We start from the raw sequence: 21,450 nt of genomic DNA, 5'->3' as shown, positions 1-21,450 counted from the left end.
TCAACGCGTCCTTTCAAGCGGGAGTATCACGATGAAAATCGTATCGTCGCTGGCGTTGGTGGTAGCGGTTGGGTCGATCTCCGGGTGCTCGACGGTGCCTGATCGTCAGGTCACCAACGTTCCCCTGAACGCTACTTCCATCAATGCCGGGAGAATCGCCCGGCCCATCATGATGTCCGACGGTAATGCAACGGTGTTCTGGTTTGCGGTCAGTGGCGAAAGCATGGGTAGTGCTTTGCCGGGCCGTTTGCAGGCTTATATCTATCCGGGAAGCTGTGCGAGCCTGGGTGCGAAACCGGCCTATGACATGAACGACGGGCCGAATGCGAGGTTCTATTCAGCAGCGTCGCACCAGTATTTCTGGAAAAGCGCACCGATCGCCTACGAGACTCTTCGAGCGGGCGGCTATTCGTTGGTTGTGCGTGAAAGCCCGGCCGACGGGAACCAGAATATTTTCTGCGGCAAACTGAGCTGAAATGGCAGCCACAAAAAAGGCGACCTGCACAGGTCGCCTTTTTCATTGCCGCTCAGCGATTACTGACCGCTGTAGATCTGGTCGAAAACCCCGCCATCATTGAAGTGGGTCTTCTGCACGGTGCGCCAGTCGCCGAAGGTCTTCTCGACCGACAGGAAGTCCACTTTCGGGAAGCGGTCGGTGTACTTGGCCAGCACGGCCGGGTCGCGCGGGCGCAGGTAGTTCGCCGCGGCAATCTCCTGACCTTCCGGCGACCACAGGTACTTCAGGTATTCCTCGGCCGCCGCACGGGTGCCTTTCTTGTCGACGGTCTTGTCGACCACCGACACCGGTGGCTCGGCTTCGGCGGAAACGCTTGGGTAGATGACTTCGAACTGATCACGGCCGAACTCGCGGGCGATCATTTCCGCTTCGTTTTCGAAGGTCACCAGCACGTCGCCGATCTGGTTGGTCATGAAGGTGGTGGTGGCGGCACGGCCGCCGGTGTCGAGTACTGGCGCTTGCTTGAACAGTTTGCCGACGAAGTCTTTGGCCTTGTTTTCGTCGCCGCCGTTTTTCAGCACGTAGCCCCAGGCAGAAAGATAGGTGTAGCGACCGTTACCGGAGGTTTTCGGGTTCGGGACGATGACCTGTACGCCATCCTTGAGCAGGTCAGGCCAGTCTTTCAGGGCTTTCGGGTTGCCCTTGCGCACGATGAACACGGTGGCCGAGGTGAACGGCGCGCTGTTGTTCGGCAGGCGCGTGACCCAGTTGTCCGGCACCAGTTTGCCGTTGTCTGCCAGGGCGTTGATGTCGGTGGCCATGTTCATGGTGATGACATCGGCTGGCAGGCCGTCGATGACCGAACGCGCCTGTTTGCTGGAGCCGCCGAAGGACATTTGCAGGACGATGTTTTCGTTGTGCTCGGCTTGCCAGTGTTTCTGGAACGCAGTGTTGTAGTCCTTGTAGAAATCTCGCATCACGTCGTAGGAAACGTTGAGCAGGGTTGGTGCAGCCTGGGCGATGTTGCCCAGGGCCAGGCCTGCGGCGAGAAGTGAGGCGCCAAAGAGTTTTTTCACTGCGAATTCCTTGTTCTATTAAAAGTGGGGCAATTTGCCAGCGACTATAACTGGGCTCGTTTAGTCCCTTAAAGATTAAAAAGCTCTTTGCTTATTCCAGTTTTTTGAACAATGCATTGCCACAACGCGAGCAGAACGACGCCTCGGGTTCATGGCTGTCCTTGGCACACACCGGGCAGTCGCGATGCAACTGGCCGCCACGCATGGCCGTGGCCAGTTCGGCGGTGAAGATCCCGGTGGGCACGGCGATGATCGAGTAACCGGTGATCATCACCATCGACGAGATGACCTGGCCCAGTGCGGTCTTGGGCACGATGTCGCCGTAACCGACGGTGGTAAGGGTGACGATAGCCCAGTAAATGCCCTTGGGAATGCTGGTGAAGCCATGTTGCGGGCCTTCGACCACATACATCAGGGTGCCGAACACGATGACCAGCGTGCAGACGCTGAGCAGGAACACGAGGATTTTCTGCTTGCTGCCGCGCAAGGCATCGAGCAGGTAATGGGCTTGTTTGAGATAAGGACCGAGCTTGAGCACGCGGAAGATCCGCAGCATCCGGATCACCCGGATGATCAGCAGGTACTGGGCATCGCTGTAATACAGCGCGAGGATGCCGGGCACGATGGCCAGCAGATCCACCAGCCCATAGAAGCTGAACGCGTAGTGCAGCGGTTTTGGCGAGCAGTACAGGCGCAGGATGTACTCGCCGAGGAAGATCACCGTGAAGCCCCACTCGATGTACGCCAGCAGGCTGGCGTAATTCTGGTGGACGTCATCGATGCTGTCCAGAATCACCACCACCAGGCTGGCGAGGATGATCAGCAGCAGGGTGGAGTCGAAGCGTCGACCGGCGACGGTGTCGGTCTGGAAAATAATCACGTACAGGCGATTACGCCACGTGTCGTTGCTGTTCATGCACATCGCCTTGGCCGCAAATCAGCGCAGCCTAGGTTGATTCTCCCCGGGAGCGCAAGGCGCGCTGTCGACCGTGGCTTTGCCGAGCATTTGCACAACGCTGCGGATCAGCCAGCCGGCAAGAATGAACGGCGCGGTCAGCGTGGGCAGACCGATGGCGGCAAACACCGGCGTCAGCAACAGCGCCAGGCCGATGCCAAGCAGCGGCAGCCACGGTTGACGACGCAGGGAGCTGAAGGCGAGGGCGGCCAGCACGGCGTTATAGCCACCGAGGCCGAGCAGTGCGGTATAGAAATCGTGGTTCAGCAGGCTCCAGCCCATGCCCGCGACAGACGCCAGCAATGCCCAGCAGAATGCGCGGCGATCAGCGATCAGCAAACCGGTGGCAATCATCGCACCGGCCAGTGGATGACCAAGGAACATCACCTGACCAATGCCTTTGAGTGGCGCGGCGAGCATGTTCAGGGTGCTGACTTCGATCAAGTGCGGCTCAGTCGAGGGCGTGGCGAAGCACAGCAGCAACCAGCCCAACCCGACGAAGGGCGCGGTGTAGGCTGGCAGGTATTGGCTGAACCGGAGGCGCTTGAGCCACTGCTGGGTGACCATCGCGCTCAGGCCACCGGCGGCCAGAATCAGTGGCGGCATCATCGCCGACCAGGGGAAATACAGGCTCAATAACAGTCCGAGCAGGACGCCGTTGTAGCTGAACAACCCGGCCTGACGATCCGCCTTGGCATAGTTGCGACGTTGCGCGGTGAGCAGCCCGGCGACACCACCGAGCAAGGCGCCGCCGAGCAAGGCGGGCGCAGTGAACAAAATGGCCAGGACGCACAGCAGGCCGCACAGCGGATTGCGCTGGAGAAAGATCTGGCTGAAGCCGTTGAGCAATGCTTCGGCCCAGTCGGGGCAGTGGGTGTTGAAGTGGTGGGCAGGCATGATGAAATCTGGGCAGTGAAAAATCAAAGGTGCTGCACAAATCTGTGGCGAGGGGGCTTGCCCCCGTTGGGGCGCGAAGCGGCCCCGGATCCGGTGAATGCGGTTTCTCTTGGGAACCCGTCATGCCGGAAAACGACTGCTACGCAGTCGAACGGGGGCAAGCCCCCTCGCCACAAATGCGGTTCTTAAATCAACGTCTCGATACGCAAAGAGTTAGTCGATCCCGGCTGGCCAAAGGGCACACCTGCTGTGATCAACAGTGTGTCGCCACGCTGTGCCATGCCCTGGGCCTGTGCGATCTCCAGTGCCGTGGAGCAGACTTCATCGACCTGACGCAGGCGGTCATTGACCACCGAGTGCACACCCCACGCCACGCTCAGGCGACGGGCGGTCTGCAGGTTCGGTGTCAGGTTGAGGATCGGCACTGTCGGCCGCTCCCGCGCCGCACGCAGGCTCGACGCGCCAGACTCGCTGTAATTGACCAGCACCGCCACCGGCAGCACGTTGCTGATGCGGCGAATGGCGCAGCTGATCGCGTCGGAAACAGTCGCCTCGGCTTTCGGTCGGCTGACGTCGAGTTGAGTCTGATAGTCCGGACCGTTCTCCACCTGGCGGATGATCTTGCTCATCATCTGCACGGCTTCGAGCGGGTATTCGCCGGACGCGGTTTCCGCCGACAGCATCACCGCGTCCGCACCTTCGGCCACCGCGTTGGCCACATCGGTGACTTCGGCGCGGGTTGGCGCCGGTGAGAAGCGCATCGACTCCAGCATCTGGGTCGCCACCACCACCGGTTTGCCGAGCTGGCGGCAGGTGCTGATGATGTTCTTCTGGATCTGCGGCACGCTTTCGGCCGGCACTTCCACGCCCAGGTCACCACGGGCGACCATGATCGCGTCGCTCAATTCGGCGATCTCGCGCAGTTGTTCGACGGCCGATGGCTTCTCGATCTTGGCCATCAGGAACGCCTTGTCGCCGATCAGGGTACGGGCTTCGCGGATGTCATCGGGACGTTGCACGAACGACAGCGCTACCCAGTCCACCCCAAGCTCCAGACCGAAGGTCAAGTCGCGGCGATCCTTGGCGGTCAGCGGGCTCAGGTCGAGCACCGCTTGTGGCACGTTCACGCCTTTGCGGTCTGACAGTTCGCCGCCATTGAGCACGGTGGTGTCGATGGCGTCGGCGTACTTGGTCACCACCCGCAGACGCAGCTTGCCGTCGTCCAGCAGCAGGTCCATGCCCGGCTCCAGCGCGGCGATGATTTCCGGGTGGGGCAGGTTGACCCGGCGCTCATCGCCCGGGGTGGCATCGAGGTCCAGGCGCAAGGCCTGGCCGCGTACCAGTTGCACCTTGCCTTCGGCGAACTTGCCGACCCGCAGTTTCGGGCCTTGCAGGTCCATCAGGATGCCCAATGGATAATTCAGCTGGCGCTCGACTTCACGGATCCACTGAAAACGCTGGGCGTGGTCGGCGTGATCGCCATGGCTGAAGTTCAGGCGGAAGATGTTGACCCCGGCCAGCACCAGCTCACGGATGGCGTCGATGCCATCGGTGGCCGGACCGAGGGTGGCGAGGATTTTGACCTTTTTATCAGGCGTCATGTTTAGTGCTCTCAAGGATCAGAATGGCGCGGAAGTCGTTGACGTTGGTACGGGTCGGCTCGGTGACGATCAGCGCGTCGAGTGCCTCGAAGTAGCCGTAACCGTTGTTGTTGTCCAACTCGTCGCTGGCGCTCAGACCCAATGCGGCGGCGCGGGCGTAGCTGTCCGGGGTCATGATCGCGCCGGCGTTGTCTTCGGAACCGTCGATGCCATCGGTGTCGCCGGCCAGCGCGAACACGCCGGGCAGGCCCTTGAGGCTGTCGGTCAGGCTCAGCAGAAACTCGGCATTGCGTCCGCCACGGCCATTGCCGCGTACGGTCACGGTGGTTTCACCGCCAGAGAGAATCACGCAGGGCGCCGCCAGCGGCTGACCGTGCAGGACGATTTGTCGGGCGATGCCGGCGTGGACTTTCGCCACCTCGCGGGATTCGCCTTCCAGGTCGCCGAGAATCAGCGGACTGAACCCGGCTTGACGGCATTTCACCGCCGCCGCTTCAAGGGATTGCTGCGGGCGGGCGATCAACTGGAAATGACTGCGGGCCAGGCTCGGGTCGCCGGGTTTGACGGTTTCCGACTCGGGGCTTTGCAGCCAGGTGCGCACCGAAGCCGGAACCTCGATGGCGTAGCGTTTGAGGATCGCCAGGGCTTCGGCCGAGGTGCTCGGATCGGCCACGGTAGGGCCGGAGGCGATGACCGTGGCGAGGTCGCCCGGCACATCGGAAATCGCATAGGTGTAGACCGTGGCAGGCCAGCAGGCTTTGCCCAGGCGGCCGCCCTTGATCGCCGAGAGGTGCTTGCGTACGCAGTTCATCTCGCCGATGGTCGCGCCGGATTTGAGCAGGGCTTTGTTGATCGACTGCTTGTCGGCCAGGGTGATGCCTTCGGCCGGCAGTGCCAGCAGGGCAGAGCCACCACCGGAGAGCAGGAAGATCACGCGGTCGTTTTCGCTGAGGTCGCTGACCAGTTCCAGCACACGTTTGGCCACGGCCAGACCTGCAGCGTCCGGTACCGGATGCGCGGCTTCGACCACTTCGATTTTTTCGCAAGGTGCGCCGTGACCGTAACGGGTCACCACCAGGCCAGAGACTTCACCCTGCCAGCAGCGCTCGACCACCTGGGCCATGGCGGCTGCGGCTTTGCCGGCGCCAATGACGATTACGCGACCGCTGCGGTCGGCAGGCAAATGGGCTTCGAGGACTTGTTGCGGATGCGCCGCGTCGATGGCTGTGGCAAACAGCTCGCGCAGCAATTGTTGCGGATCGACCGACATGGCGGGCTCCCGGAATTCTTGTTATTCGAAAGGGCAACTCTGATCTCTGTAGGAGTGAGCCTGCTCGCGATCCAGGCACCGCGGTGTATCAGGTACACCGCGGTGATTTCATCGCGAGCAGGCTCGCTCCCACAGGTTTAATGCAGGTTCAGGCAGGGCTTACTTCTTGTCGCGAATCGAGAAGTTCGCCATGTGTTCCAGACCCTTGATCAGCGCCGAGTGGTCCCAGTTGCTGCCACCGATGGCCGCGCAGGTGCTGAACACTTGCTGGGTGTTGGCGGTGTTCGGCAGGTTGATGTTCAGCTCCTTGGCGCCTTGCAGTGCCAGGTTCAGGTCCTTCTGGTGCAGGCTGATGCGGAAGCCTGGATCGAAGGTGCCCTTGATCATGCGCTCGCCGTGGACTTCGAGGATCTTCGAGGACGCGAAACCGCCCATCAGTGCTTCACGCACCTTGGCTGGATCGGCACCGTTTTTCGAAGCGAACAGCAGGGCTTCAGCCACGGCCTGGATGTTCAGGGCCACGATGATCTGGTTGGCCACCTTGGCGGTTTGGCCGTCGCCGTTGCCACCGACCAGGGTGATGTTCTTGCCCATGGCCTGGAACAGCGGCAGGGCGCGTTCGAAAGCGTCGGCATCGCCGCCGACCATGATGCTCAGGCTCGCAGCCTTGGCGCCGACTTCACCGCCGGATACCGGGGCATCGAGGTATTGCGCGCCTTTTTCGTTGATCTTTGCCGCGAAAGCCTTGGTGGCGGTTGGCGAGATCGAGCTCATGTCGATGACGACTTTGCCTTTACCCACGCCAGCAGCGATGCCGTCGGCACGGAACAGCACGTCATCGACCTGCGGGGTATCGGGCACCATGACGATGATGAACTCGGCTTCCTGGGCGACTTCCTTCGGGTTCGCCAAGGCAACGGCGCCGGCGGCAACCAGGTCGGCAGGCGCAGGGTCGTGGTGGGCCGACAGGAACAGGCTGTGACCGGCTTTCTGCAGGTTCGCCGCCATTGGGTGGCCCATGATGCCGGTGCCGATAAATCCGATTTTAGCCATGAGAAAATCCTCTTGTTTTTGTGTAGCCAAATTTTGTCTACGTAGCTGAGACGAGCACACCCTGTGGCGAGGGAGCTTGTTCCCTCGGCACAGAGATCCGGTTCAATCTCAGATCGCGTTATGGGTTTTCAACCAGCCCAGGCCCGCTTCAGTGGTGGTCAGCGGCTTGTATTCGCAACCGACCCAGCCCTGATAACCGATGCGGTCCAGGTGTTCGAACAAGAAGCGGTAGTTGATTTCACCGGTACCTGGTTCATTGCGCCCCGGGTTGTCCGCGAGCTGCACGTGGTTGATCTCGCCCAGGTGCGATTGCAGGGTGCGGGCCAGATCGCCTTCCATGATTTGCATGTGGTAGATGTCGTACTGCAGGAACAGGTTGGCGCTGCCGACCTGCTCGCGAATCGACAGGGCTTGCGCCGTGTTGTTCAGGTAGAAACCTGGAATGTCACGGGTGTTGATCGCTTCCATCACCAGCTTGATACCCGCCGCTTGCAGCTTGTCGGCCGCGTACTTGAGGTTGGCGACGAAGGTTTTCTCCACGGTGGCATCGTCAAAGCCCTGCGGACGAATACCGGCCAGGCAGTTGACCTGGGTGTTGCCCAGCACTTGCGCGTAAGCGATGGCCAGGTCGACACCGGCACGGAACTCTTCGACCCGGTCCGGCAGGCACGCGATACCGCGCTCGCCCTTGGCCCAGTCACCGGCCGGCAGGTTGAACAGCACTTGGGTCAGACCGTGGGCGTCGAGCTGGGCCTTGATTTCGGCGGAGCTGAAGTCGTACGGGAACAGGTATTCGACACCACTGAAGCCGGCCTTGGCGGCCGCTTCGAAACGGGCGAGAAAGTCCTGTTCGGTGAACAGCATGGACAGGTTGGCTGCGAAACGCGGCATGGTGGTCTCCCGTAAATGTGTGAAGGCCCCTTGTAGGAGCGAGCTTGCTCGCGAAAGCGGTGGGTCAGTCAACATCTCTGTTGAATGTGAAGCCGTCTTCGCGGGCAAGCCCGCTCCCACAGGGGGAGCGGTCAGCAGTTAATCGAGCAACGAAATCGCAGTCGGTGCGTCGTCGCCGACCAGCGCCAGGTCTTCGAATTCGTTGACGGCGTTGATCTCGGTGCCCATGGAAATGTTGGTCACACGCTCCAGGATGATCTCGACGATCACCGGAACCTTGAACTCTTCGATCAGCTCCTGGGCCTTGCGCAGGGCAGGCTGGATCTGAGACGGTTCGAATACGCGCAGTGCCTTGCAGCCCAGGCCTTCGGCCACTGCGACGTGGTCGACACCGTAGCCGTTGAGTTCCGGCGCGTTCAGGTTGTCGAAGGACAGCTGCACGCAGTAGTCCATGTCGAAACCGCGCTGAGCCTGACGGATCAGACCCAGGTACGAGTTGTTCACCACAACATGGATGTACGGCAGCTTGAACTGCGCGCCCACCGCCAATTCCTCGATCATGAACTGGAAGTCATAGTCCCCCGACAGGGCCACGACTTTACGGTTCGGATCGGCCTTGACCACACCCAGCGCTGCCGGAATGGTCCAGCCCAACGGGCCTGCCTGACCGCAGTTGATCCAGTGACGCGGCTTGTAGACGTGCAGGAACTGCGCGCCGGCAATCTGCGACAGACCGATGGTGCTGACGTAGCAGGTGTCTTTGCCGAACACCTGGTTCATTTCTTCGTAAACGCGTTGCGGCTTGACCGGCACGTTGTCGAAGTGAGTCTTGCGCTGCAGGCTGGCTTTACGCTGCTGGCAGTCTTGCAGCCAGGCGCTGCGGTTCTTCAGCTTGCCGGCGGCTTGCCATTCGCGAGCGACTTCGATGAACACGGTCAGCGCGGCAGCGGCGTCGGAAACGATGCCCAGGTCCGGGGTGAACACGCGGCCGATCTGGGTCGGTTCGATATCAACGTGAATGAACTTGCGGCCTTCGGTGTACACGTCAACCGAACCGGTGTGACGGTTGGCCCAACGGTTGCCCACGCCCAGAACCACGTCGGACTTGAGCATGGTTGCGTTGCCGTAGCGGTGCGAAGTCTGCAGACCAACCATGCCCACCATCAGCGGGTGATCGTCCGGGATGGTGCCCCAGCCCATCAGGGTCGGGATAACCGGAATGCCGGTCAGCTCGGCGAACTCCACCAACAGATCGCTGGCGTCGGCATTGATGATGCCGCCACCGGCCACCAGCAATGGACGCTCGGCCTGATCCAGCATGGCCAAGGCTTTTTCCACCTGCACGCGGGTAGCGCTCGGCTTGGCCAATGGCAGCGGCTGGTAGGCGTCGATGTCGAATTCGATTTCGGCCATCTGCACGTCGAACGGCAGGTCGATCAGCACTGGGCCTGGACGGCCGGAGCGCATTTCATAGAAAGCCTTCTGGAACGCATAAGGCACCTGGCCCGGTTCCATGACGGTGGTCGACCACTTGGTGACTGGCTTGACGATGGTGGTGATATCGACAGCCTGGAAGTCTTCCTTGTGCATACGGGCGCGGGGTGCCTGGCCTGTGATGCAGAGGATTGGAATCGAGTCGGCCGAGGCGCTGTAGAGCCCGGTGACCATGTCGGTGCCGGCAGGGCCGGAAGTACCGATGCACACGCCGATGTTGCCGGCCTTGGTACGGGTGTAGCCCTCGGCCATGTGCGAGGCGCCTTCAACGTGGCGAGCGAGTACGTGATCGATGCCGCCAACCTTTTGCAAGGCGGAGTACAGCGGGTTGATGGCGGCACCCGGGATGCCAAAAGCGGTATCGACCCCTTCACGGCGCATCACCAGAACGGCGGCTTCGATTGCTCTCATTTTGCTCATGGTTTTGTGCCTCTTTACGTTTTGTAATTGTATACAAGTGGCTTTGCGCAGAGTGTATTCACGGCGGACGGCGCAGGTCAATCCATTTTCTCAAGCGCTTGTTTCATTCGTCGGAAGCCCGTTCTACTGTGGCTTTTCGTCGCATGTGGCGCCTTTCGAGAATTATTGTATACAAAAAAATAATTCATTGTGTTCTATTTGTTGCATCGGGCTGCGGCACAACGGCGCAGCCCACCGACTTTCCGAAAAACAAAATGAGGACGGCACCATGAGCGCTTTAACCTTGAAAGTCGCAGTCAACCTGGTCAACGAGGCCATCACCGCAGGGCGTGCAATCTCTGCGGCACCCTTGACCATTGCGGTACTGGATGCCGGCGGGCATCTGATCGCCCTGCAACGCGAAGACGGCGCCAGCCTGCTGCGCCCGCACGTCGCCATCGGTAAAGCCTGGGGCGCCATCGCGCTGGGCAAGGGCTCACGCCTGCTGGCGCTGGACGCCCAGCAACGCCCGGCGTTTATCGCTGCGTTGAACAGCCTGGGGCAGGGCAGCGTCGTGCCGGCACCGGGTGGTGTGCTGGTTCGCGATCAGGATGGGAACGTGCTGGGGGCGGTGGGGATCAGCGGCGATCTGTCGGATGTCGACGAGCAGTGCGCGATCAATGCGATCGAGGCGCTGGGGTTGGTGGCGGATGCTGGGGTGGCGGCTTGATCTGTAGCGTCTGATCAATCGCCTTCGCGAGCAGGCTCGCTCCTACAGGGTTTGTGGTCGGACACAAAATTGTCTGAATGCCAGAATCCCCTGTAGGAGTGAGCCTGCTCGCGATAGCTATCTTCCAGTCACATCCAGCCAATAGTTTGCCCGCCCACTTGAATCCACAGAACTAGGCTTCTCATGACCTGATCATGGGAGGCAAAGGAATGCCGGATTCACCTGCTGCACACCGATTGCGAGTCGGGCGCTATGCCGAAACCAGTCGAATTTATCTGTTAACCACCAATACACATCACAGGACCCCGGTTTTCAAGGATTTCACCTTGGGCAGGCTGGTGGTCGATGAGTTTCGAAACGCACAAACACTTGGCTTTGCGAACTCGTTGGCCTGGGTGGTCATGCCAGATCATTTTCATTGGTTAATTGAGTTGCAGAGGGGATCTTTGAGTGAGCTGATGCAGAAAACCAAGTCGATGAGTACCAAAGCCGTGAGGCAGTCTACCGGTCGAACCACCAGTCTCTGGCAGAGAGGATTTCATGATCGGGCACTGCGGCGGGAAGATGATTTGGTGAAGATGGCTCGATATGTAGTAGCCAACCCGTTGCGGGCTGGGCTGGTAGAGAAGCTTGGTGACTATCCGTTGTGGGATGCGATCTGGGTTTGATCTGAAACCGTGTCGTCTCGATCGCGAGCAGGCTCACTCCTACAGGGGAATGCATTCCAAATGTAGGAGTGAGCCTGCTCGCGATTGGTAGCACCGCTGTCCATCAATCCGCCTCACACCCCTTGAGCACCAACCGGATAATCGTCTGCGCCGCCGCTTCATAATCTTCTTCGTCCAGCCGGGCCTTGCCGGTGATGGCGGTGATCTGCCAGTCGAAGTCGGCGTAGGTCTGGGTCGCGGCCCAGATACTGAACATCAGGTGGTTGGGGTCGATGGGGGCGATTTGCCCGCGGTCGATCCAGGTCTGGATGCACTCGATGTTGTGTTTGGCCTGGCCATTGAGCTGTTCGACCAGATCGCTGCTCAGGTGGGGGGCGCCGTGCATGATTTCGCTGGCGAACACCTTGGAGGCGAAAGGCAGGTCGCGGGAGATGCGGATCTTCGAGCGAATGTAGCCGCTGAGTACTTCACCGGGCTCGCCGTCCGGATTGAACGGTGTCGAGGCCTGCAGGATGGGCTCGATGATGCTTTCCAGAACCTCGCGGTAGAGGTTTTCCTTGGACTTGAAGTAGTAGTAGACGTTGGGCTTTGGCAATCCCGCCTTGGCTGCGATGTCGCTGGTTTTGGTCGCAGCGAAGCCTTTGTCGGCGAATTCCTCACTGGCGGCACGCAGGATCAGTTGTTTGTTGCGCTCGCGGATAGTGCTCATAAACCGGGTGATTCCTTGCCTGTTCTGGCGGTTGCGCATGGTATCACCGGCCTCGCGCGGCGCTCAAGAATGCACCGTGGGCTCTTATGTCGCGCTATGCTGCTGCGCATTCATTGCAGAAGGAAACCCGATTCATGGCAGGAAGCAGTTTGCTGGTGCTGATCGACGACATCGCGACCGTGCTGGACGACGTGTCTTTGATGACCCAAATGGCCGCCAAGAAAACGGCCGGCGTACTCGGCGACGACCTGGCACTCAATGCCCAGCAAGTCAGCGGCGTGCGTGCCGAGCGGGAAATTCCGGTGGTCTGGGCGGTCGCCAAGGGCTCGTTCATCAATAAACTGATCCTGGTGCCGTCGGCGCTGGCCATCAGTGCGTTCATTTCGTGGCTGGTCACACCGCTATTGATGGTCGGTGGCGCCTATCTGTGCTTCGAAGGCTTCGAAAAACTCGCCCACAAGTTCCTGCACAGCAAGGCCGAAGACGTCGCCGAGCATGCGCAGTTGGTCGAGGCGGTGGCGGACCCTGCCACTGACCTGGTGGCGTTCGAGAAGGACAAGATCAAAGGCGCGATCCGCACCGACTTCATTCTTTCGGCGGAAATCATCGCCATCACCCTCGGCACCGTGGCCGGCGCTCCATTGACCCAGCAAATCATCGTGCTTTCTGGCATTGCCATTGTCATGACCGTCGGCGTGTACGGATTGGTGGCGGGTATCGTCAAGCTCGACGACTTGGGCCTGTGGTTGACCCAGAAACCCGGGCAGATGGCGAAAAGCATCGGCGGCGGGATTCTGCGTGCGGCACCGTACATGATGAAAAGCTTGTCGGTGATTGGCACCGCGGCGATGTTTCTGGTGGGCGGCGGGATCCTCACGCACGGTGTGCCGGTGGTGCATCACTGGATCGAAAGTGTCGGTGCTGCGGCGGGTGGCGGCGGATTTATCGTGCCGGTGCTGCTCAATGGCGTGGCGGGGATTGTGGCGGGGGCGGTGGTGTTGGTTGGCGTCATGGCTGTCAGCAAAATCTGGAAAGCCTTGAAAGGCTGAAGGCAACACATAACAAATGTGGGAGCGGGCTTGCTCGCGATGGCGGTGTAACAGTCAACATCAATGTTGAATGTAACGACCTCATCGCGAGCAAGCCCGCTCCCACAGTGTTTTTGGGGTGCCTTGTTTACTCGGCGATCTGCAACTTGCGCGCTTCGGTGTACACGTAACGCACTTTTTCGTACTCGAATGGCGAGTTCATCTGGCCATAGCGGAAGTTGGTCTGGTGGCGCTTGTCGATGCCGCGCAGGATCCACACTTCCGGATGGTTGGAGCTGACTTCGGCCACGTTGAGGAAGTTGATCGCATTCTCGGCTGTGTAATCCACCGCCAGACCGCCGGTGTCACGCAGGTTCGACGGACCGAGGATCGGCAGCATGAAGTAAGCGCCGGCCGGTACGCCGTAGAAGCCAAGGGTCTGGCCGAAGTCTTCGCTCTGGCGCGGCAGGCCCATGGCGGTGGCGGGGTCCCACAGGCCGGCGATGCCGATGGTGGTGTTGAGCAGCAGTCGCCCGGTGGTTTCCAGCGAGCGGTGGCCCTTGAGTTGCAGCAGGCTGTTCAACAGGTTCGGCACGTCGCCGAGGTTGTTGAAGAAGTTGCTGACACCGGTACGCAGGAAGCTCGGGGTGACGTAGCGGTAGCCATTGACCACCGGCAGGAACACCCATTGGTCGAAGCGGTAGTTGAAGTGATACACGCGCCGGTTCCACTCTTCCAGCGGGTCGTAGACGGCCAGAGCGTTGAGCGTCGAACGCTCGAACTCGCGCTGGTCCAGGCCCGGGTTGAATTTGAGTTTGCTCAGTGGTTCCTTGAAACCATCGCTGTCGACGACCACGGGGGCATTGGCTTTGCTGTTGTCGGCATTGGCGACACTTGCACAGAGTAGCGCAGCGAAAAGCAGGAGATATTTAGCCACGGAAGAACTCCAGCATGGCGTCGCTGTTGACGCGGTAGTTAATGTTGCCGCAGTGGCCACCGTACGGGTAAACGGTCAGGCGATCACCGAAGGTCTTGCGCAGGAAGCCCAGGTCGCCAGGGCCGAGGATCACGTCATCGGCGTTGTGCATCACAGCAATTTTCGGGCTTTCGTGCAGGTAGTCCTTCAGCGCATACAGGCTCACCTGGTCAATCATTTGCAGCAGGCTGCCGCCGTCGGTGCGGGCGCGCCACATCGGGATCACTTGTTCGGTGATGTAGCAGTCGAAGTCGCATTGCAGTGCACGCTTGAGGAATGGCGTGAGGCTGGTGCCCTCGGTGATCGGGAACTTGGGAGGGGTGATCAGGCCGCGACGGTTGATCAGGTCCGAAGTGAAGGCAATGTCGGCCGCCGAAAAGCGGAACGAGGTGCCGATCAGCATGGCCATCTGTTCGTTGGTCAGATGCTGCTTGGACTGCTGGAAGTCGTAGAGCAGGGCGTCGTTGAGGTCGATGTAGCCCTTCTGCTGGAAGTAGCGGGTCAATTTGTTCAGTACCAGTTCATAGAACGTGGTGCTGGAGTTGATGCCCTTGACTTCCGTTTGCACAAGCTTGTCGAGGTTGGTGATCGAGGTGTAGAGGTTGACCGGCGGGTTGAGCAGCAGGACTTTCTTGAAGTTGAAGCTGCGTCGGGTTTCGTCCAGGTGCGCGACGAAAGCGGCATCCAGTGCGCCCAGGCTGTACCCGGTCAGATAGTAATCGGTGACCGGCATTTTCGGGTTCTGTGCCCGTACGGCCTGCATCACCCGGTACAGGTCTTCGGCGTCCTCCTTGGAAACACCCGGTGTGGCGAAGCGTGATGCGGCGCTCATGAAGTCATAGCTGGTGGGCGATGACAACTGCACCACGTGGTAGCCGGCCTTGTAATAGAGCTTCTTCAGGTATTCATTCAGGCTGCTGTCATAACGCGCGCCGGTACCGGCGATCAGGAAAATCAGCGGTGCGGCGTGATCCTGCGTGGCAATGCGGTAGTCGAGTTTCTTGACCGCCCAGAAATTGTCCGGCAATTCGAACGCCCGTTCCGGGCGCAAGGTAACGCTGCGCACTGTCTGATCAATGTCATCGTCCAGGGGTAGCTCCGGACGCAGGTCCGGCGGCGTGGTCGCGATGGTCGCCTCGAACGGGTTGGTCAGGGGGTAGCCGTAACTGGCGGCGTCAATATCGACCGCCAGTGCGGACGCACTCAATATAAGGCCGCCAAACAAGGCGGCGAAGCGCAAGGAACGGAGCATGACTAAATCCCTTAGAAGAAGGTGCCGAATGAATTTCGCAGGCTATGACCACCGGATCTGCGCCAAAGTGCCAAGCCTCGGCACCAAACAGGCTTAATTTCGAAGTAATAGTAGTTGGACGATACACTTTGCAGCGATTGAATGACCAGTTATCAGTTGTTATAGCTTGCGAAACGCTTTCGGGCGATTAAGCTGGCCGCCGTTTTTCGCCAATTGGAGTGTTTCATGTCCCGCCGTCTGCCCGTGATCCTGCTGCTTGTTTTGCTGCCTGTCTGGCTGGCCGCCAGTTATGGCGCGCGTTATGGCTTCATGGAGGATGCGCAGTGGGTCGGCATTTGCGTGGATGAAGCGAATCGCTGGGAATGCCAGGTGCGTTCGAACCTGGGGCTGATGATTCACTTCGCAGTCCTGGGATGGGCTGCGTTGGCGGCTGCGATCGTCGGCTTCATTGTGCCGGGGCGGGCAGGGTGGTGGCTGGCGGTGCTGGCGCTGGTGTTCGGCTTTCCGGCACTGGCGTTGTACAACACCACGCTCGCGGTGTTTGCGGTGGTGATTGCGGGGTTGCGGTTGGTCAGGGCTTCTCGGGGCGCCTGATAGTCCGTCATCGCGAGCAAGTCGGATCGCCGCACCGTCGCTCCCACAGTAGATCTTCAGTGAACACAAAATTTGTGTGCGACAAAGATCAATTGTGGGAGCGAGCTTGCTCGCGATGAGGTCAGTCAGGTCGCTAAAGAGTTAAACCTTGCGAACCCGCAAACAGCGCCACAACGCAGCTACCATCAACACACTCACCAGCGCCCAGCCCCAGGCCTGCTGGTTCTGCAAACCTTCGCGGAACAACTGCGGTGCAATACCAGCACCGATGATGAAGGTCAGCAACGCAATCTCGCGGCGCGGCACGTTCACCGGGCGACACAGATACACCAGCGCCGGCACGACGAACGCGACACTCGGGAAACTGCGATAACGCGGATCGAGCACCAGTTCCAGCATCATCACGGCTGCCGCGAAACCTGCCGTTGCAACCAGCCAGCCAGCACGGCGCTCAAGCAGGTTAAAAGCCCGCACGCGCCAGCCGCCACGAGGGCTCAACGCCAGCGCAGCATGGGCCAGCACCAGCAGATTCAGAGCGGTCAGCAATCCGACCCATAGCCATTCACTGGTAAAACGCGTGGTTACCCGTGCCAAGTCGCCCCAGGCGCCAATCGAGCACGCCGCCAAAGCACCGAGCAGGGGCAGCACCAGCGCCGAACGCGTCGTGCGAACCCGTCCACCGAACAGCAACGTACCGATGAAGATCAAGCCGCCCACCGCCAGCCACTGCGACCAGTACGGTACGTTTGTCACTGGCCCGGCCAGCACGCCCTTGTCCTGGCGATCGGCATCGAACAAGCCCCAGTAACCACCGACCGCACCTTCACTGGCGCGTTTCCAGGGTTGGTCGAAGGCTTCGATCAGGTTGTAATGCCAGCCCTGTTGCTCGGCCATGGCGACAAAGCCGCGAATGAATCTGGCTTCGTTGACCCGGCTCGGCAGGGCCGTTTCGCGCTGGCGACCTTCGCTTGGCCAGCCGGTTTCGCCGATCAGCACATCCTTGGGCGCGAACTTGTTGCCGAACACCTGGCGTACGTCGGCCACGTGTTGCAGGGCGGCGTCGATGTTCGACGGATCATCTTCCCAGTACGGCAGCAAGTGAATGGTCAGGAAGTCCACGGCAGGGGCGATTTCCGGATGCTTGAGCCAGAACTCCCAGACGTCGGCGTAGGTGACAGGCTGTTTGACCTGGCTCTTGACCTTGTTGATCAGCTTCGCCAGCTGCGCGCCAGTGACTTCCTTGCGCAGCAGGGTTTCGTTGCCGACGATCACCGCGCTCACCACATCCGGGTTGGCGTTGGCCGAGGCGATCAACAGGTTGACTTCTTTTTCGGTGTCCACCGGGTTGCTGTTGACCCAGGCGCCGATCATCAGCTTCAAGCCATGCTTGCGCGCAAGGTCCGGCAGGGCTTCGAGGCCGGACATGGAATAGGTGCGGATGCATTCGAAACTTTTGGACAGCAGCGCGAGGTCGGCATCCATACGCTCGGGGCGCAAGTTGAATGGCACGTCAAACGGCGATTGATCCTTGTCGAACGGGGTGTAAGAGGCGCATTGCAGCTTGTGCGTCGCGCTGGCCACGTCCGGCAGGATCACCGGTTTGCCGAGGCCGTACCAGAATCCGCCAAGGGCAAACAGCCCGAGCAGGCAAGCGAATAGATAAGCAGCAAAAGGGAAGCGGGAGGTCGCGGACATGGTCAGGCCGTGTGGGAACAAAGCGGCGCATGTTACCTGCATTTACCGCGTGCTTGGTGGCCTGCATGATTTTGACATGCAAAGTTCGGGCGGTTTGGTGGGGGGGGTTGTAGCGCTGAGGATTAATGGCTTTCTGATGTCGTTTCTCGATGCCTTGAGGTCGCTGGTAGAGCAGGTCGCCATGAGCGTCAGGTTGATTATCGCAAGTGTCAGTACTCCGCTGATGTTCGAACGAGTTTGCGGTGGGCGTGATGGGGGCGCTGTGCACCATAACAATACGTTTAAGCGACTCGGCATCCGTCGAGCGCAGCACTTTCGGGGAAGTAACGATGAAGATGCGACGACTCTTGGGCGCAGGTGCGGCTTTGGTGCTGGCGATCAGTTCGGCCGTGGCGAGCGCCGCCGGCAAGGACGTGACGATCGGTTATGTCGACGGCTGGTCGGACAGTGTCGCCACGACCAACGTGGCGGCTGAAGTGATCAGGCAGAAACTCGGTTATGACGTGAAGCTGCAAGCCGTCGCTACCGGGATCATGTGGCAGGGCGTGGCCACCGGCAAACTCGACGCCATGCTGTCGGCCTGGCTGCCGGTGACCCACGGTGAGTACTGGACGAAGAACAAGGATCAGGTCGTCGACTACGGCCCGAACTTCAAGGACGCGAAAATCGGCCTGATCGTGCCGGAGTACGTCAAGGCCAAGTCCATCGAGGACCTCAAGACCGACGACACCTTCAAGAACCGCATTGTCGGCATCGACGCCGGTTCAGGCGTGATGCTCAAGACCGATCAGGCAATCAAGGACTACGACCTGACCGGCTACCAACTCAAGGCCAGTTCCGGCGCCGGCATGATTGCCGAGCTGACCCGTGCCGAGAAGAAGAACGAATCCATCGCCGTCACCGGCTGGGTACCGCACTGGATGTTCGCCAAGTGGAAACTGCGCTTCCTCGAAGATCCGAAGGGCGTGTACGGCGCGGCTGAAACCGTGAACAGCATCGGCAGCAAGGGCCTGGAAGCCAAGGCGCCGGAAGTGGCCAAGTTCCTGAAGAACTTCCAGTGGGCCTCCAAGGATGAAATCGGTCAGGTCATGCTGGCGATTCAGGACGGTGCCAAACCTGAAGCCGCTGCGAAGGATTGGGTCGCCAAGCACCCTGAGCGTGTGGCTGACTGGATCAAGTAAGAGTCGCCTCGCTTTAACCTGTGGGAGCGGGCTTGCTCGCGAATGCTGTCTGTCAGTTGACTGGCATGACGCCTTCGCGAGCAAGCCCGCTCCCACATTTATTTTGTACGTGCTGGAAATTGGCGAATCTGTCATGTGGTTCTAAGACTAAGGTCGTCTGGAACCTGCCCCGCAGCCGCATAGAGTGGATACCGTTCCAACTAAATCTGTGCTGCGAGGATAAAAACAATGAACGACAGCATTTACCTCTCGATTCAAAACAGCCCGCGCTTCAAGGAGCTGGTTAGCAAGAGGGAACGATTCGCCTGGATTCTTTCGGCGATCATGCTAGGGCTTTACTCCGGATTCATCCTTCTGATTGCCTATGGACCGCAGGTGCTGGGGGCGAAAATCAGCCCTGAGTCCTCGATTACCTGGGGCATACCGATCGGTGTCGGGCTGATTGTCTCGGCCTTCATCCTGACCGGTATCTACGTACGACGCGCCAACGGCGAGTTCGACGACCTGAACAACGCGATTCTCAAGGAGGCTCAGCAATGATCCGCCGTCTAATGGCTCTTTTGAGCATCGCAGCTTTCGCGCCTGGCGCCTGGGCGGCTGACGCCCTGACCGGTGCCGTGCAGAAGCAACCGCTTAATGTGTCGGCGATCTTAATGTTTGTCGCCTTCGTCGGTGCCACCCTGTGCATCACCTACTGGGCTTCCAAGCGTAATAATTCTGCAGCCGACTACTACGCCGCTGGCGGCAAGATCACCGGTTTGCAGAACGGTCTGGCGATTGCCGGTGACTACATGTCGGCTGCATCCTTCCTGGGTATTTCCGCGCTGGTATTCACCTCCGGCTACGACGGCCTGATCTACTCGATCGGCTTCCTGGTGGGCTGGCCGATCATTCTGTTCCTGATCGCCGAGCGCCTGCGTAACCTGGGCAAATACACCTTTGCCGACGTGGCGTCCTATCGCCTTGGGCAAACCCAGATCCGCTCGCTGTCCGCTTGCGGTTCGCTGGTGGTGGTGGCGTTCTACCTGATCGCGCAAATGGTCGGTGCCGGCAAGCTGATCCAGCTGCTGTTCGGTCTCGATTACCACGTTGCGGTGATCATGGTCGGTATTTTGATGTGCCTGTACGTGTTGTTCGGCGGCATGCTGGCGACCACCTGGGTGCAGATCATCAAGGCTGTGCTGTTGCTGTCCGGTGCTTCCTTCATGGCGCTGATGGTGATGAAGCACGTCAACTTCGACTTCAACATGCTGTTCTCCGAGGCGATCAAGGTTCATCCGAAAGCTGAAGCGATCATGAGCCCGGGCGGCCTGGTGAAAGATCCGATCTCGGCGTTCTCTCTAGGTCTGGCGCTGATGTTCGGCACCGCTGGCCTGCCGCACATCCTGATGCGCTTCTTCACCGTGAGTGACGCAAAAGAAGCTCGCAAGAGCGTGCTTTACGCAACCGGCTTCATTGGCTACTTCTACATCCTGACCTTCATCATCGGCTTCGGCGCGATCCTGCTGGTCAGCACCAACCCGGCCTTCAAAGACGCTGCTGGCGCCTTGCTGGGCGGTAACAACATGGCGGCGGTGCACCTGGCCAACGCGGTGGGTGGCAGTATCTTCCTGGGCTTCATCTCGGCGGTGGCGTTCGCGACCATTCTGGCAGTGGTTGCCGGTCTGACCCTGGCCGGTGCTTCGGCGGTGTCCCACGACCTGTATGCCAGCGTGATCAAGAAGGGCAAGGCTAACGAGAAGGACGAGATTCGCGTCTCGAAAATCACCACCATCGCCTTGGCGGTACTGGCCATTGGTCTGGGTATCCTGTTCGAGAGCCAGAACATTGCGTTCATGGTGGGCCTGGCGTTCTCCATCGCGGCGAGCTGTAACTTCCCGGTGCTGCTGCTTTCCATGTACTGGAAAAAGCTGACCACCCGCGGTGCGATGATCGGTGGGTGGATGGGGCTGATCAGTGCCGTGGGCCTGATGGTGCTGGGTCCGACCATCTGGGTGCAGATCCTGCATCACGAGAAGGCCATCTTCCCGTATGAGTACCCGGCGCTGTTCTCGATGATGATTGCCTTTGTCGGGATCTGGTTCTTCTCGGTTACCGACAAGTCCACTGCGGCTGACAATGAGCGGGCGCTGTTCTTCCCGCAGTTTGTTCGTTCGCAGACTGGCCTGGGTGCAAGTGGTGCTGTTTCGCACTAAGCGTTTGGGTTTGACTGTTTAAGTTGTGTTGATTGGAAATGCCCTGGTCGAGAGATCGGGGCATTTTTTTATTGGGCGGTAATCGACCTGAATTTCGTGGATGTGCCGATTTACTGTAGGGACTGGCGTGCTCGCGAAGACTTTGGGTCGGGCGGAGTGTTTTTTGATGGTGTACATATCCATTCCTGCGGTAACGGCCACCTATGGTTTCGCCCTTACGGCGAGTCACTTTTTTTACAAGCGCCTAAAAAAAGTAACCAAAAAAACGCTCGCCCCGAACGTACGGCCCCTCGCTAAGGCTCGGCGTACCTTCGCTGCGGTATTCATCC

20 protein-coding genes are annotated in these 21,450 nt (G+C 59.8%); 8 read left to right on the top strand and 12 right to left on the bottom strand.

The window, feature by feature from the left end:
- Positions 1 to 31: 31 nt before the first annotated feature.
- Positions 32 to 475, top strand: coding sequence for a hypothetical protein (locus tag VC35_RS02965; protein ID WP_046037671.1), 444 nt, complete (start codon positions 32 to 34; stop codon positions 473 to 475).
- A 59-nt stretch (positions 476 to 534) separates the two neighbouring features.
- On the opposite strand, the gene VC35_RS02960 is transcribed toward VC35_RS02965, so the two are convergent.
- The 8 genes from VC35_RS02960 to gcl all read right to left on the bottom strand — a co-directional run bounded on the left by VC35_RS02960 (position 535) and on the right by gcl (position 10,114).
- Positions 535 to 1,533, bottom strand: coding sequence for a sulfate ABC transporter substrate-binding protein (locus VC35_RS02960; RefSeq protein WP_046037670.1), 999 nt, complete (start codon positions 1,531 to 1,533; stop codon positions 535 to 537).
- Between the two features lie 91 nt (positions 1,534 to 1,624).
- The gene (locus VC35_RS02955) at positions 1,625 to 2,449 is read right to left on the bottom strand and encodes an ion transporter (RefSeq protein ID WP_046037669.1); all 825 of its coding nucleotides are present in this window, start codon (positions 2,447 to 2,449) and stop codon (positions 1,625 to 1,627) included.
- Positions 2,450 to 2,470: 21 nt separating this feature from the next.
- Entirely contained in the window at positions 2,471 to 3,385 is a 915-nt protein-coding gene (locus VC35_RS02950; protein WP_046037668.1) for an urea transporter, read from the bottom strand.
- A gap of 185 nt (positions 3,386 to 3,570) precedes the next feature.
- Positions 3,571 to 4,986 (bottom strand): pyruvate kinase, encoded by a 1,416-nt coding sequence (gene pyk, locus VC35_RS02945; protein ID WP_046037667.1) that lies wholly within the window; start codon positions 4,984 to 4,986, stop codon positions 3,571 to 3,573.
- Positions 4,976 to 6,256: a glycerate kinase type-2 family protein gene (locus VC35_RS02940; RefSeq protein WP_046037666.1), complete on the bottom strand. Its 1,281-nt coding sequence runs from the start codon at positions 6,254 to 6,256 to the stop codon at positions 4,976 to 4,978. The genes pyk and VC35_RS02940 overlap by 11 nt, the downstream gene beginning before the upstream one ends.
- 159 nt (positions 6,257 to 6,415) lie before the next feature.
- The gene (locus VC35_RS02935) at positions 6,416 to 7,309 is read right to left on the bottom strand and encodes a 2-hydroxy-3-oxopropionate reductase (RefSeq protein ID WP_046037665.1); all 894 of its coding nucleotides are present in this window, start codon (positions 7,307 to 7,309) and stop codon (positions 6,416 to 6,418) included.
- 108 nt (positions 7,310 to 7,417) lie between these two features.
- A complete protein-coding gene (gene hyi / locus VC35_RS02930) occupies positions 7,418 to 8,200 on the bottom strand; it encodes a hydroxypyruvate isomerase (RefSeq protein ID WP_046037664.1) in 783 nt (260 codons plus the stop codon).
- A gap of 138 nt (positions 8,201 to 8,338) precedes the next feature.
- A complete protein-coding gene (gcl, locus tag VC35_RS02925) occupies positions 8,339 to 10,114 on the bottom strand; it encodes a glyoxylate carboligase (RefSeq protein ID WP_046037663.1) in 1,776 nt (591 codons plus the stop codon).
- A gap of 268 nt (positions 10,115 to 10,382) precedes the next feature.
- Here gcl and VC35_RS02920 point away from each other — a divergent pair, with 268 nt between their 5' ends.
- Both VC35_RS02920 and VC35_RS02915 read left to right on the top strand, forming a co-directional pair.
- Entirely contained in the window at positions 10,383 to 10,823 is a 441-nt protein-coding gene (locus VC35_RS02920; protein ID WP_046037662.1) for a GlcG/HbpS family heme-binding protein, read from the top strand.
- 209 nt (positions 10,824 to 11,032) lie between these two features.
- Positions 11,033 to 11,491, top strand: coding sequence for an REP-associated tyrosine transposase (locus VC35_RS02915; RefSeq protein WP_046037764.1), 459 nt, complete (start codon positions 11,033 to 11,035; stop codon positions 11,489 to 11,491).
- 103 nt (positions 11,492 to 11,594) lie between these two features.
- Here VC35_RS02915 and VC35_RS02910 read toward each other — a convergent pair whose 3' ends face one another.
- Positions 11,595 to 12,200, bottom strand: a complete 606-nt coding sequence (locus VC35_RS02910) for a TetR/AcrR family transcriptional regulator (protein ID WP_046037661.1) — start codon at positions 12,198 to 12,200, stop codon at positions 11,595 to 11,597.
- Between the two features lie 134 nt (positions 12,201 to 12,334).
- Between VC35_RS02910 and VC35_RS02905 the strand changes: the two genes are divergently transcribed.
- Entirely contained in the window at positions 12,335 to 13,249 is a 915-nt protein-coding gene (locus VC35_RS02905) for a DUF808 domain-containing protein (RefSeq protein ID WP_046037660.1), read from the top strand.
- A gap of 127 nt (positions 13,250 to 13,376) precedes the next feature.
- Here the strand turns inward: VC35_RS02905 and VC35_RS02900 are convergent, their stop codons facing one another.
- A complete protein-coding gene (locus tag VC35_RS02900) occupies positions 13,377 to 14,165 on the bottom strand; it encodes an MlaA family lipoprotein (protein WP_046037659.1) in 789 nt (262 codons plus the stop codon).
- Positions 14,158 to 15,456: a serine/threonine protein kinase gene (locus tag VC35_RS02895; protein ID WP_046037658.1), complete on the bottom strand. Its 1,299-nt coding sequence runs from the start codon at positions 15,454 to 15,456 to the stop codon at positions 14,158 to 14,160. Before VC35_RS02895 ends, VC35_RS02900 begins: the two co-directional genes overlap by 8 nt.
- A gap of 225 nt (positions 15,457 to 15,681) precedes the next feature.
- On the opposite strand from VC35_RS02895, the gene VC35_RS02890 reads away from it, so the two are divergent.
- Positions 15,682 to 16,050 (top strand): hypothetical protein, encoded by a 369-nt coding sequence (locus VC35_RS02890; RefSeq protein ID WP_046037657.1) that lies wholly within the window; start codon positions 15,682 to 15,684, stop codon positions 16,048 to 16,050.
- Between the two features lie 141 nt (positions 16,051 to 16,191).
- Here the strand turns inward: VC35_RS02890 and VC35_RS02885 are convergent, their stop codons facing one another.
- Complete coding sequence (locus tag VC35_RS02885) at positions 16,192 to 17,787, bottom strand: glycoside hydrolase family 17 protein (RefSeq protein ID WP_046037656.1); 1,596 nt, start codon at positions 17,785 to 17,787, stop codon at positions 16,192 to 16,194.
- A gap of 287 nt (positions 17,788 to 18,074) precedes the next feature.
- On the opposite strand from VC35_RS02885, the gene VC35_RS02880 reads away from it, so the two are divergent.
- From VC35_RS02880 to VC35_RS02870, 3 genes are all read left to right on the top strand, one after another.
- Complete coding sequence (locus VC35_RS02880) at positions 18,075 to 18,926, top strand: glycine betaine ABC transporter substrate-binding protein (protein ID WP_046037655.1); 852 nt, start codon at positions 18,075 to 18,077, stop codon at positions 18,924 to 18,926.
- A gap of 228 nt (positions 18,927 to 19,154) precedes the next feature.
- Positions 19,155 to 19,466, top strand: coding sequence for a DUF485 domain-containing protein (locus tag VC35_RS02875; protein WP_008052644.1), 312 nt, complete (start codon positions 19,155 to 19,157; stop codon positions 19,464 to 19,466).
- Positions 19,463 to 21,121 (top strand): cation acetate symporter, encoded by a 1,659-nt coding sequence (locus VC35_RS02870; protein ID WP_046037654.1) that lies wholly within the window; start codon positions 19,463 to 19,465, stop codon positions 21,119 to 21,121. Before VC35_RS02875 ends, VC35_RS02870 begins: the two co-directional genes overlap by 4 nt.
- Positions 21,122 to 21,450: the final 329 nt, after the last annotated feature.

Source organism: Pseudomonas fluorescens (genome assembly GCF_000967965.1).
Lineage (GTDB): Bacteria > Pseudomonadota > Gammaproteobacteria > Pseudomonadales > Pseudomonadaceae > Aquipseudomonas > Aquipseudomonas grandcourensis.
Note: the sequence above shows the minus strand (reverse complement) of the source record. Positions and strands in the feature narration are given on the sequence as shown.